The sequence below is a fragment of the Flavobacterium chryseum genome (assembly GCF_004362015.1).
Lineage (GTDB): Bacteria > Bacteroidota > Bacteroidia > Flavobacteriales > Flavobacteriaceae > Flavobacterium.
Map to the genome: position 1 here is coordinate 1 of NZ_SNWW01000012.1, position 12,525 is coordinate 12,525.

Consider the following 12,525-nt stretch of genomic DNA (forward strand, 5'->3'; position numbering starts at 1 on the left):
TCTCTGATAACCCCCTTTTTACAATTATAACTTTTTTAGTATTTGTGAGGAATTTCTGTAGCCGTTGTGGGTTTCGCAATCCTCAGCTTCTAATTCATCCCTGTTTTATGGACTTCGCACCTTAATTACCCCTTTTTACAGAACTATGCAAAGTGGCTTTTTTTTGTTTTAAGGTTATAGGTTGCCTTCTTTGCTTATATATAAGGAGGCTTCTTTTGAAAACTACTGCCCCTAGCCCCGATAGTCCCGAAGTCTCGGGAGAAATCCTTTTGTGCCGGGGGTCGGCACAAAAGATTGGAACAAATAGCGGGAAACATCTCCTGAAAAACTAAATTCTAAATTTTCAAATTACAAATACCAACTTAAAGAGCTTCGACTGCGCTCAGCTGGACAAAATATAGACAGCAAAAATAAACCCGACAGGCTTTGAAAAACTGTCGGGTTGTGGGAGTAAATTTTACTCTTATATAGTAGGAGCGTCAAATTGTACTTAATATATGTATACTTTAATTTAAACTATCTATTACTTCTTTGGTGATTTGAATACTTTTTAATTTTGCCTGATGATCGAAGATTGGACTTGTTGCCATTAATTCATCAACACGTGAGTAATCAATAAACTTTTTAAGGTCTATTGCTAACTGTTCTTTGTTTCCTGTAAATGTACATGCGGTCATTTGATTTACGTGAAAACGTTCTTCTTCGCTCATTATATCATCTAAAGAAGGCACTGGCGGTTGTAAACCTTTGCGGTCATTACGGATTAAATTCAAAAACATCTGATATAAGCTGGTTGATAAAAATTCAGCTTCTTCATTTGTATCTGCTGCTACGATATTAACACAGGCCATTGTTTTGGGTTTGTCTAAAACATCTGAAGCCTGAAAATTTTCGCGATAGAACTCAAAAGCTTGTATCATTTGGCGCGGTGCAAAATGTCCTGCAAAAGCATACGGCAAACCATAGGCAGCGGCAAGAGCGGCACTTTCCATACTTGAACCCAGAATCCAGATGGGAACATTTGTGCCTTCGGCAGGGAATGCACGCACTTTTGCGGTCGCATTTTCGGTTGAAAAATAATCCTGAAGCTTGGTAACATTTGCAGGAAAACGTTGTGCTTGCTCAAAAAAGTCTTTTCGGATTGCTTCGGCAGTTGGCTGATCTGTTCCTGGCGCTCTTCCTAATCCTAAGTCAATTCGGTTAGGATAAAGGGTTTCTAACGTTCCAAATTGTTCGGCTACTATTAAAGGAGAATGATTCGGCAACATGATTCCGCCTGAACCTACGCGGATATTTTTTGTCTGACTGGCTATAAAACCAATTAAAACTACGGTTGCTGAACTGGCAACGTGTGCCATATTATGATGTTCAGCCAGCCAAAAACGCTTATAATTTAATTGATCTGCTAATTGGGCTATTTCTTTTGTTTTTTGAAATGTTTCTGCTGCGTTGCTATCTTGGGTTATAATAGCGAGTTCTAATATGGAGATTGAAATTGGGTTTTTCATGTAATTTTTTAATTTGTACAAAATTAATTCATTTATAAAGATGTCTTTTCTTTTCTAGTGTTAATAGAATTATAATGTTTTTATTTTAGGTAAAAAGAACACTCAAATTATAAATCTTTATAATTAATTATTGTTTTACGATAATTAATTATACATTTGCAATATTAAAACTAAATTTAGTCACAAATGAAAACCACATACATTGTTTCGAAAATCTTATTTTATGTTACCCGCTTTTTAGCTATTGTATATTTTACGTTGGCACTTTATTCTTTGTTAACCTTGCTGACAGGATGGTCACTGAATTTTAAGGATAACGGAAAATATTTTCAGATTTGCTATCCTTTTACAGATCATCCTCTTATGCTAGGCGATTATAATCTTCCTTATATTATTTTCGATTTTTTGTCTCCTTTGAGTCTTTACGGACTTTTCTTTTTGCTGATCAGCAATGTTTTTAAGATATTTTTTCAGCCTAAATTGTTTACGCAAAACGGGATCAATCATTTGAGGCGATTTTACTTGACTAATTTAATTTTACCTAGTGTGGTGATATTTTTAGCTTCTTTCTTTGTTTCACTTGACAATGAGGTTAGCATTTTTATTGTGCTGCATTTTATGCTGGGCGTATTTGCTTATTTTTTAGCTGCTATTTTTAAACAAGGATTAAACCTTCAGAACGAACAAGACTTATTTATATAATCATGCCAATAATTGTAAACGTTGATGTCATGCTTGCGAAACGCAAGATGCAAAGTAAAGAGTTGGCTGAAAAACTAGGAATTACACCCGCCAATTTATCGATACTTAAAACCGGAAAAGCCAAGGGAATCCGGTTTGATACTCTGGAAGCTATTTGTAAAATACTGGATTGCCAGCCCGGCGATATTTTAGAGTACGTAAGCGAATAAATCTTTTTTAAAATCTCATTATAAAATCGACTCTCCAAGGTCGGCAGGAATTCTATTGCCTAATTTTTTTTTAATCATCATTTATATAATCATTAAATCAATCAAAAAATGAACATTTTATCAATCAAAAATCTCAGCAAAACGTATGAGAACGGTACACAAGCGCTGGCTGATGTATCGCTAGAAATCACGAACGGAATGTTTGGCTTATTGGGGCCAAATGGAGCCGGAAAATCTAGTTTAATGCGAACTATTGCGGCTTTGCAGGAACCTACTTCTGGAATAATTGAGTTTAACGGAATCAACATTATGGAAAACTCAATGTATGTAAGAGAAAATCTGGGTTATCTACCTCAGGAATTCGGCGTTTATCCTAAAATTTCCGCTTATCGTTTATTAGATCATTTGGCTATTTTGAAAGGAATTGTCAATAAAAAGGAAAGACACGATCAGATTGTGACTTTATTGCAACAAACTAATTTACTGCAACATAAAGACAAGGCGGTTCACTCCTTTTCTGGCGGAATGCGTCAGCGGTTTGGAATTGCGCAGGCTTTGCTGGGAAATCCGAAGATTATTATTGTCGATGAACCTACGGCGGGTCTTGATCCTGAGGAAAGAAACCGTTTTAATAATTTACTAAGCGAAATTGGAGAAAGTATTATTGTATTGCTATCGACTCATATTGTTGAAGATGTTCGTGATTTGTGTACCAAAATGGCAATTATTGCAAACGGAAAATTAATTTCTGAAGGAAATCCTAACGATGCTGTTGATTCTTTAAAGAATAAAATCTGGATGAAAGTGATTCATAAATCTGAATGGCAGGATTATCAAACGAATTTTAATATTATATCCTCGCATTTGAATTCCGGGAAACTGAATATTCATGTTTGTGCAGATCAGCAACCTGATTCTGGTTTTGGTTTAATTTCTCCGGATTTAAGTGATGTGTATTTTTCTGTTTTAGCTCAAAATCAATTTAAAAAGTAACGTTATGTTCTCAAAATTATTAGAATTTGAATGGCATAACAATACCAGAAATTGGAGCTTTTATGCCACATTTTTAGTTTATTTGATCCTGGGATTTTTTGTAAGTGCTTTTGCTAATTTCTCTTTTTCTGGTGCTTATAAAAATAGTCCTTATGTTTTGACGTATGCCATTGGCTTGATTTCGTTAACGACAATATTCTCGATCACGCTTCAGGTGGTGCAGAATTTCCTGAAAGAATATGAAACTAAATTTGACACAATCATTTTCACGACGCCAATTTCTAAGTTTCATTATTTAGGAAGCAAATTTAGTATTGCTTTTGGGATTGCGGTTGTTTCTTTTGGCATGTTTATAATCGGTATGATGATTGGTCATTTGATGCCTTGGTTATCAAAAGATGAAATACGTACGTTTTCGTTTCTGAATTATTTTTGGCCGTATTTGGTTTTGGTAATCCCGAATATCTTCTTGTGTCTTTCTGTTTTGACAACTTTGGCTTGGTTAACGAGAAGTAAACTCTTTATATATGTAGGCGGTTTTATGGTTTACATTTTATATATCGCCGGTTCGCTGTTCTCTAATTCTCCTATTTTTGCAAATGCATCTCCTTCATCAGCGGCTGCGATGTCGTTTGCGGCAAAAGTAGATCCGTTTGGGTTGGCGGCATTTCTGGAACAAACGAGATATTTTACAGCTATCGAGAAAAACACCAATCTTCTTGATTTATCCGGTAATTTTCTGTTCAACAGAATTCTTTGGTTAAGTATTTCTGTTCTATTGATTTTGATTTCGTATTGTTTCTTCTCTTTTAGAAAAACTAAAACTAAAAAGGCAAAACCAATTAAAGTTCTAAAAACGGAAACTCTTTCTTTTTCTACGGAATTGCCAAAAAACATCGAATTCAGAACTTTCAAACAAAATTTATTGGTTTTAAAAAGTTACATCAAAATGGATGTTTCCTTGATTTTGAAAGGAATTCCGTTTTTCTTAATTGCCCTTTTGTTTTCCGGGTTATTAGCAATTGAAATTTCTGACGAGATTGATGGCGGAATCAGATTGGCACAAAACATCACGAATACTGCTTTGATGATTAGCACGATCATGGATCGTTTGCCTTTTATCTTGATTTTAATTCTGCTTTTTTATAGTAACGAATTGATAAACCGAAGTGAAAGTTCTCGATTTGAAATGCTCGAAAACACAACGCCATATCAACAAACGGTTGTTTTAATTTCAAAAATCATTTCACTTTTTACGATTCCGCTTATTATAATTGCTTTGAGTATTTTGATTGGCTGTGGTTTTCAAATCGTTCATGCTAATGCTCCAATAGAATTTGGGCTTTATCTTTCGTTATTCTATTATTTGGGTTTACCTATTTTATTGATTTCGGTTTTAGTTGTTTTTATTCAGACGGTAATTTCTAATAAATATCAAGGACTTTCTGCCGCAACGATTATCACGATTTTAATAAGTACGGGAATTGGGCAACAATTAGGAGTTTCTCATCTTTTATTACGGTTTGGAGATTCCTTCAAAAGAGAATATTTTGATTTGAATGGTTTTGGGAAATATACTTTTGCGTTTGATGTTTCGATGTTATACAATCTTGGGTTGGCTTTGATTCTAATAATTGTAACTGGAATTTTTTGGAAACGAAATACTTCTATCCTGAAATCATTCCGAAGACATTCGTTTAATACTATTCAAAAAGCGGTTTTTACTTTAGGAATTTTACTTTTTATCGGTTTTGGAACTTTTCTTTTCTATAAAACCAATATTGAGTATCCTTATATTACTGAAGAATATCAGAACAATTGGAGTGAACAATATGAGTTGCAATTTAAAAAATATGCTGATTTAGCGCAACCTACCATAACTTCTGTAAAAAGTAATGTGGATTTATTTCCGTCTGAAAATCGTTATGAGGTAAAAGGAACGTACGAATTAATCAATAATGCTGAGAAACCAATTGATAGTTTACTCCTATATATAGATCGAAATTCGAAGCTAACTTATATTGAAATTCCGAATGCTAAAAAAATAGGTGATGTTTCAGCATTTAATCATTATTGGTTTCGATTAGAAAAACCGCTTCGACCTCAACAGAAAATGAAAATTTCGTTTTCGTTTGAATCAACTTGGTCACCATTTAAAGGTCATACTTCTTTTAATTCAATTATAGAAAATGGTTCTTTTATGCGAATTAGTCGATATTTTCCAACTTTTGGTTATCAGGATTCTAATGAAATTGAAAGCAAAAAAGAACGTTTAAAAAGACATTTACCGGCTCAAAGTCCGCTTAAAAAACTGGAAGACAAATCAATAGTACCGTATAATTTTATTGATTATGAAACTGTAGTTTCTACTTCCGAAAATCAAACAGCGATTGGAGTTGGGGATTTAATTACAAAATGGAAAAAAAACGATCGCAATTATTTTCATTATAAATCAAATGGAAAGATTCCGTTTCGCTTTGCTTTTTCTTCTGCCAAATATAAAGTTCAAAAAACTCTTTATAAAGGTATTGCTATTGAAGTTTATTATGATACGAGACATTTAAGAAATGTTCCGAAACTTATAAAGGATGTAAAAAATACTTTGGATTATTGCCAAAAGAACTTTGGAAAATATCCTTACAAAAGCATTCGTTATGCCGAAGTTTCTGCTTTCGCCGATGGTTTTGCCGCGACTTCTTATCCTTCTACTGTTTTTATGAAAGAGAATTTTGGTTTTTACAGCGACTTAAATCATCGAGATAAAGAAGATGTAATCAATCAATTAACGGCACATGAACTTTCGCATGAATGGTGGGGAAATGCCCAGATTAGTCCGGAACAAAAAGAAGGAAGCTGGATTTTGACCGAAACTTTAGCACAATACACGGAGTTAATGCTTTATGAAAAAGAACATGGACTAGAAAAAGCACTGGAAACTTTAAAAATTCACTTGGATTTGTATTTAAGCAGCCGAAGCTACGATCCTGAAAGGCCTCTTTATAAAACGAATTATGATACCCCATATTTACCTTATGATAAAGGAATGCTTGTGATGCATCAATTGAGAATGTTAATTGGTGAAGAAAAATTAAATTTAGCTTTACAGCATTTTTTAAGTCAATATAAATATCCAAATCAAACTCCGGATGCTGAAGATCTATTAAAGCAAATTTATTTGGCAACGGATCCTAAACTGTATTATAAATTAGATGAAATGTTCAAGCAAATTATTACGTACTCATCTAATGTCGTTTCGGTCGAAAGTCAAAAGAAGAACGGTTTTTACGAAGTTTCTTTTAAAGTGAATTCTGAAAAATATTCAGAGAATGCAAACGGAAAACGAAAACTGATTCCAAATGATGTTATAATAGATATTGGGGTTTATGATGAAAACGGAAAGTTATTTTCTTATCCTTTTTTAATTAGAAACAATTCGGTTGAAGGGAACATTAAACTCAAAACAAAACCTCAGCGTATTATTGTTGATCCGTATTTAAAAAATATAGATACTTTTTATAAGGATAACGAAAAGGAAATTAATTAAGTTTTTATTTTTTGCCACGAATTACACAAATTTCCACAAATTATATTCAGCTCAAACTGAATAAAAATTAGCGAAATTCGTGTAATTCGTGGCAAAAAAACTTTTTTACTTCAACTGAATCGTAATTAATGTATGATTGGTTTTGCCGTCACTAGAAACTTTAAAATCTGGTGAACTTGATTCTATTTCAAATTTAGCCGGCGTATCAATCGCTAACGAAATAGCGCGATATCTAAATGTTTCCGGAATTTCAGGAAGTTCAATTGTTACTATTCCTTCTTTATTATTTTGTATATAATTGATTTTAATTCTGTCTCTTAACCAAATATATTCGTAAACTTCCTGCCATGGCGCCATCCAAATTGAATCATTTCCTTTTGAACCATATTTCGCAGCAATCGCAGTCATATAATATTTAAAATCAGGAAAACGCATACTTAAGTTCCAAAGATTTCCGTTTCCGACTCCGTGCGTGAATTCGTTGTACCAAACCGGGTTGGGCGATTTTGCAATTGAATCGAATGTTTTCAAAAAACGATCCATTGTCTTGAATCCAATTGTATCTTTTGAACTTTGAACAAATGTTCTGGCATAAATCATTTTCTCCAGATTTACTTTTTCCTGCACATTAATAACAGGCCCTGATCCTACGTAAGATGCAACAGAAAATGAACCGTTTGCCATCGCATCTCTTTCATATTCTAACTGATATCCGGGATCACTTTCTCCGCCAGGAACTACAAAATGCGACATTGTAAATCCTAAATTTTGTTTTATTGATGTTGTATTCTCTGTTACTTCTGTCAAAAAATTGGTTCCGTGTTTGGTCGCATGATGAAAGCTATGATTCAAAACATCCCAGCCTGCATCGTACATCTCTTTTACTTCTGCCCAAGAAAGATGCCCACGAAAAGCTGAAAAATCCCCAATTGTGCTTCCATTAATTGCTAAACCTAATTTAAACGGAATTTTATTTCCAAAACCATCAGAATAAAAAAGTCCTTTTGATTTTGTTCCGTCGCCGCCCTGATCGTTTTTCCATTCGTTAATCATTGGTTCGCTTATTTTTCCTCCATTAAATAATGGGAAAGCGGTTAAATAAGCAGATCGATATCCGTCATCAACGGTAAAGCTGTATGCTAAATGTTTGTTGAATTTTAATGCTGAAGGTTTAATCGTGGCTTTATCAGCTGATTTTAATTTTATTTTAAATGATATCGATTTTGATTTTACAGAATCCGTTTTGAAGTTTGAATTTTTCGCAAAACAAAACGATGTAAAATTAAGTATTAGAACAATAGTCAATAAAAATGCTTTTGTTCCTGATTGTGTTTTTTTCATTAGAAGCAGTTGATTTATAGTTATTAAAGATACATCTCTTTTAATGAAATCTTATTTAAAAAAATGATATTTCAATAGTGCAAAATATCTTTTAACGAAATATAATAATTCTAAAAAGCATCATTCAGCAACAAGTCTATTAATTTTAAAAATCGAATTTTCGTAAGAATTTCAAATCAATCAAAAAGGCAAATGATTTATATCCTAAATTTGTACTTCAAAAACAACTTTCGATTTTAGCTTTTCTCCCATGGCAAACAAAATTTTAATTATAGACGACGAAGAAAAACTTAGAAGTCTGCTGGCGCGCATTATAAAATCGGAAGGGTTTGAAGTCATCGAAGCTAAAGATTTAAAATCAGGTTTTAAGAAATTAGAGCAAACGGATATTGATGTTGTTTTATGTGATGTGAAACTTCCTGACGGAAATGGTGTTGATTTTTTACAAACCATAAAAGGCAGTTTTCCTTTGATTGAAGTTATTCTTTTAACGGCTTTTGGAAATATTCCGGATGGCGTTCAGGCGATGAAAAACGGTGCATTCGATTATATCGTAAAAGGTGATGATAACGATAAAATTATTCCGCTCCTTTATAAAGCTGTAGAAAAAGTGCAGTTGCAGAAAAAAGTACAGCAGCTTGAAAAACGAATCAATGACAAATATTCCTTCAATACTATTATTGGTAAATCTAAGGGAATTGAACAAGTTATTGATTTGGCGCAAAAAGTCGCCAAAACCGATTCGACTGTTCTACTTACAGGCGAAACAGGAACCGGAAAAGAAGTTTTTGCGCAGGCAATTCATGAAAATAGTAATCGCGTCGGGAAATCTTTTGTGGCTTTGAACTGCAGTACTTTTAGCAAAGAAATTCTCGAAAGCGAACTTTTCGGTCACAAACAAGGTGCTTTTACCGGAGCTTTAAAAGATAAAAAAGGTTTTATTGAAGAAGCGAATGGCGGTACTTTATTTTTGGATGAAATTGGTGAAATGCCAATCGATCTTCAAGCCAAATTACTTCGTGTTTTAGAAACTTCAGAATATATTCCCGTTGGAGATACAAATCCTAAAAAATCAAATTTCAGATTAATTGCTGCTACAAATCGAGATTTAAAGGAAGAAAGTGAAGCGCATCGTTTCCGTTCTGATCTCTATTTTCGTTTGAATATTTTCGAAATAAAACTTCCGTCTTTGCGAGAAAGGATTAAAGATATTTCATTATTAACCAACTATTTTGTTAAGCAATTTTCTGAAAAAACAAATAAAAAAACCTTAAATATAAGTGATGATTTTCTGCAGAAATTAGAAAATTATTCCTGGCCGGGAAACATCCGTGAACTTAAAAATATTATCGAAAGATCTGTTATTTTAAGTAATGGCGATACTTTAACTTCAGATGTTCTACCGTATGAAATGCAACAGCAACCAGAAAAAAGCACAAAATCAATGTCGGCTTTTTCCATGCAGAGTATTGAAAAACTGCATATTCAAAAGGTTTTAAATTACACCAAAGGCAATAAAGCAGAGACAGCAAGATTATTAGAAATTGGGATTGCGACTTTATATAGAAAACTTGAAGAATATGGGATAGAAAATTCCAAAATTTAAAATTCCAAATTCCAAATTCCAATATTTAATTCAAAAGAGACTACATTTTACAATTCACAATTCACAATTAATAATTAAAACAACCTTATCATTTCAATAAAAGCTTATCATTTTGATAGGCTTTTTTTATGCCTGATTTTTGGCACCACACCATATTCCTTTTATTGACAGCACTTTAACTACAACTTGACTTTTTCGGAACATATTTTGGCATAAGGAGGAAGAACATAAAAATTCATTTCTCATGAAAAATCAAGTCACCTCAATTTACAAACAAGCTGAACGCTTTGCTGAAATAACCAAAAAATCTATCATTTCTGGTAATATCGTTCGTGCAAAAAAATGTTTGGCACTTGCTGAACGTCTTTTTATTAACGGAAGCATCGAAACTAAAAATGCGATTTCTAACGTCTATGTTTTCTCCGTTTCTTCTTTTATGGAGGTACGCCACTGCAACATTTCTCATCTTTTTCCGCAAACACTTAAAGCGGAATATATCAAACAGATTAATGCTTCAGGGGTCTAGTGTAAAATGTGAGTTGTAAAATGTTAGATGCTCACACGTCTTTTTACAAATCACATCTTACATTTTACATTTCACAAATCTAAAATCATATACTATGTTAATTACTTTTCTTTTACTCGCGTTAGCCGTTGTGCTTTTTGCCATTTGTTTTAAGTCCGTTGAATTCTTTGAAAAAATCTAAATCATGACCGCACTATTTATTATTTCAATCGCCGTTTTCGTGTATTTGATTTATGTATTAATCAAACCGGAAAAATTTTAATCAAGTGAAAAGTTATAAGTGAGAAGTTAGATGTTACGCGTCAATCTTTACAAATTACATCTCACTTTTTACAAATCACATCTCACAAAAAATAAAAATTATGAATACAGAATTATTAGGTGTTATTGGTGTTTTTATCCTGACCATTGTTTTAGCAATTCCTTTTGGGAAATATATTGCTAAAGTTTTTTTGGGAGATAAAACACTTCTTGACCCAATTTTCAATCCAATTGAAAAATTTATTTTTAAAATCAGCGGTATTAATTCCACTGAAGAAATGAACTGGAAACAACACTTAAAAGCACTTTTAAGCATCAATATGGTTTGGTTCTTTCTCTGTTTTTTTGTTTTACTATTTCAGGGTTCTTTATTTTTAAATCCTGATAACAACCCTTCAATGTCGCCAGATTTGGCATTTAATACTGCCATTTCATTTTTAGTGAATTGCGATTTACAGCATTATTCTGGTGAAAGCGGTGTTTCTTATTTGTCACAAATGGTTTTAATGTTCCTGCAATTTGTTTCGGCTGGCGTAGGAATAGCAGCTGCAGCAATGGTTTTTACTGCAATGCGCGAAAGAACCACAGATAAACTGGGGAATTTCTACAATTATTTCATCAAAAGCTGCACTCGTATTTTATTACCGCTTTCTGCAATTGTTGCTATCATCTTAGTTTTTAGTGGAACACCAATGACTTTTGAAGGAAAAGATGCGATTACAAGTCTGCAAGGTGATAAAGTAGAAGTTTCTCGTGGACCTGCTGCAGCTTTTATTGCAATCAAACACATTGGTACAAATGGAGGTGGTTTTTTTGGAGCTAACTCGGCACATCCATTAGAAAATCCAACTTATATTACGAATGCAGTTGAGCTTTGTGCACAATTAATTATTCCATTTGCAATGATTTTTGCTCTTGGATTTTTCCTAAACAAAAGAAAATTTGCCTACATCATTTTTGGTGTTATGACCGTTGGATTTTTACTTTTAGTAATTCCAACAATTTCAAGCGAACTCAACGGAAATCCAGCCATAGAAAAAATGGGAATTGCACAGACAACCGGAGCAATGGAAGGAAAAGAAGTTCGGTTTGGACCCGCAATATCAGGTTTCTGGAGTATTGCCACAACCGTAATTTCTACAGGTTCTGTAAACTCTATGCATGATAGCGCAATGCCTGTTTCTGGCGCTATGCAATTATTAGCCATGATGGTCAATGCGTTTTACGGAGGCTGTGGCGTTGGTTACCTCAACTTTTATATTTTCATTATTCTGGCTGTATTTATTTCCGGATTAATGGTGGGTCGAACTCCTGAATTTTTAGGAAAAAAAATCGAAGCACGAGAAGTTAAAATTGCTGCTTTTATTGCTATTCTTCACCCATTATTAATATTAGCCGGAACTGCTTTAGCTTCTTATTTTGCTGCACATGATACCGCAATGGGTTATTGGTTTAGCGGAAATGCAACGGGCTGGCTGAACAATCCTGGTAATCACGGATTCTCTGAAATGTTATACGAATATACTTCGAGTGCTGCTAACAATGGTTCTGGTTTTGAAGGTTTAGGAGATAATAATCCATTCTGGAATATCACTACTGGAATTGTTTTACTGTTAAGCCGTTTCATTCCGATAATTGGACCACTAGCAATTGCTGGATTATTAGCCAATAAAAAATACATTCCGGAGAGTGCTGGAACTTTAAAAACGGATACCACAATTTTTGGAATAATGGTTTTCGCTGTAATCGCAATCATTGCTGCTTTATCATTCTTTCCAGCTTTGGCCCTTGGACCTTTAGCGGAATATTTTACACAAAAATAAAAATGCTGAATA

The 12,525-nt window shown here is 33.5% G+C and carries 10 protein-coding genes; 8 read left to right on the forward strand and 2 right to left on the reverse strand.

The annotated features are described in order from the left end of the window. Nucleotides 1–506: 506 nt before the first annotated feature. Nucleotides 507–1,508 carry an LLM class flavin-dependent oxidoreductase gene (locus EV143_RS18755; RefSeq protein ID WP_133509478.1) on the reverse strand — a complete coding sequence of 334 codons (1,002 nt, stop codon included), beginning with the start codon at nucleotides 1,506–1,508 and terminating at the stop codon, nucleotides 507–509. Between the two features lie 186 nt (nucleotides 1,509–1,694). Between EV143_RS18755 and EV143_RS18760 the strand changes: the two genes are divergently transcribed. The 4 genes from EV143_RS18760 (at nucleotide 1,695) to EV143_RS18775 (ending at nucleotide 6,956) form a co-directional block, all read left to right on the forward strand. Further along, the gene (locus EV143_RS18760) at nucleotides 1,695–2,210 is read left to right on the forward strand and encodes a DUF2975 domain-containing protein (protein WP_133509479.1); all 516 of its coding nucleotides are present in this window, start codon (nucleotides 1,695–1,697) and stop codon (nucleotides 2,208–2,210) included. A gap of 2 nt (nucleotides 2,211–2,212) precedes the next feature. Next, entirely contained in the window at nucleotides 2,213–2,419 is a 207-nt protein-coding gene (locus EV143_RS18765) for a helix-turn-helix domain-containing protein (RefSeq protein ID WP_042564041.1), read from the forward strand. Between the two features lie 108 nt (nucleotides 2,420–2,527). Then, the gene (locus tag EV143_RS18770) at nucleotides 2,528–3,412 is read left to right on the forward strand and encodes an ABC transporter ATP-binding protein (protein ID WP_133509480.1); all 885 of its coding nucleotides are present in this window, start codon (nucleotides 2,528–2,530) and stop codon (nucleotides 3,410–3,412) included. A gap of 4 nt (nucleotides 3,413–3,416) precedes the next feature. After that, nucleotides 3,417–6,956 carry an ABC transporter permease/M1 family aminopeptidase gene (locus EV143_RS18775; RefSeq protein ID WP_133509481.1) on the forward strand — a complete coding sequence of 1,180 codons (3,540 nt, stop codon included), beginning with the start codon at nucleotides 3,417–3,419 and terminating at the stop codon, nucleotides 6,954–6,956. A 105-nt stretch (nucleotides 6,957–7,061) separates the two neighbouring features. On the opposite strand, the gene EV143_RS18780 is transcribed toward EV143_RS18775, so the two are convergent. After that, nucleotides 7,062–8,297, reverse strand: a complete 1,236-nt coding sequence (locus tag EV143_RS18780; protein WP_133509482.1) for a polysaccharide deacetylase family protein — start codon at nucleotides 8,295–8,297, stop codon at nucleotides 7,062–7,064. A 250-nt stretch (nucleotides 8,298–8,547) separates the two neighbouring features. Here EV143_RS18780 and EV143_RS18785 point away from each other — a divergent pair, with 250 nt between their 5' ends. The 4 genes from EV143_RS18785 (at nucleotide 8,548) to kdpA (ending at nucleotide 12,513) form a co-directional block, all read left to right on the forward strand. Next, on the forward strand, nucleotides 8,548–9,903 hold the full coding sequence (locus tag EV143_RS18785; RefSeq protein WP_133509483.1) for a sigma-54-dependent transcriptional regulator: 1,356 nt from the start codon (nucleotides 8,548–8,550) through the stop codon (nucleotides 9,901–9,903). Between the two features lie 202 nt (nucleotides 9,904–10,105). After that, a complete protein-coding gene (locus EV143_RS18790; RefSeq protein ID WP_458692897.1) occupies nucleotides 10,106–10,429 on the forward strand; it encodes a DUF7674 family protein in 324 nt (107 codons plus the stop codon). A gap of 184 nt (nucleotides 10,430–10,613) precedes the next feature. Continuing rightward, on the forward strand, nucleotides 10,614–10,691 hold the full coding sequence (gene kdpF / locus EV143_RS18795; RefSeq protein ID WP_073099479.1) for a K(+)-transporting ATPase subunit F: 78 nt from the start codon (nucleotides 10,614–10,616) through the stop codon (nucleotides 10,689–10,691). Between the two features lie 100 nt (nucleotides 10,692–10,791). Then, nucleotides 10,792–12,513: a potassium-transporting ATPase subunit KdpA gene (kdpA, locus tag EV143_RS18800; RefSeq protein WP_133509485.1), complete on the forward strand. Its 1,722-nt coding sequence runs from the start codon at nucleotides 10,792–10,794 to the stop codon at nucleotides 12,511–12,513. Nucleotides 12,514–12,525 lie beyond the last annotated feature (12 nt).

Coding starts and splice junctions, on each gene's coding strand:
- EV143_RS18755 (WP_133509478.1), bottom strand. CDS start 1,508: ATGAAAAACCCAATTTCAATCTCCATATTAGAACTCGCTATTATAACC.
- EV143_RS18760 (WP_133509479.1), top strand. CDS start 1,695: ATGAAAACCACATACATTGTTTCGAAAATCTTATTTTATGTTACCCGC.
- EV143_RS18765 (WP_042564041.1), top strand. CDS start 2,213: ATGCCAATAATTGTAAACGTTGATGTCATGCTTGCGAAACGCAAGATG.
- EV143_RS18770 (WP_133509480.1), top strand. CDS start 2,528: ATGAACATTTTATCAATCAAAAATCTCAGCAAAACGTATGAGAACGGT.
- EV143_RS18775 (WP_133509481.1), top strand. CDS start 3,417: ATGTTCTCAAAATTATTAGAATTTGAATGGCATAACAATACCAGAAAT.
- EV143_RS18780 (WP_133509482.1), bottom strand. CDS start 8,297: ATGAAAAAAACACAATCAGGAACAAAAGCATTTTTATTGACTATTGTT.
- EV143_RS18785 (WP_133509483.1), top strand. CDS start 8,548: ATGGCAAACAAAATTTTAATTATAGACGACGAAGAAAAACTTAGAAGT.
- kdpF (WP_073099479.1), top strand. CDS start 10,614: ATGACCGCACTATTTATTATTTCAATCGCCGTTTTCGTGTATTTGATT.
- kdpA (WP_133509485.1), top strand. CDS start 10,792: ATGAATACAGAATTATTAGGTGTTATTGGTGTTTTTATCCTGACCATT.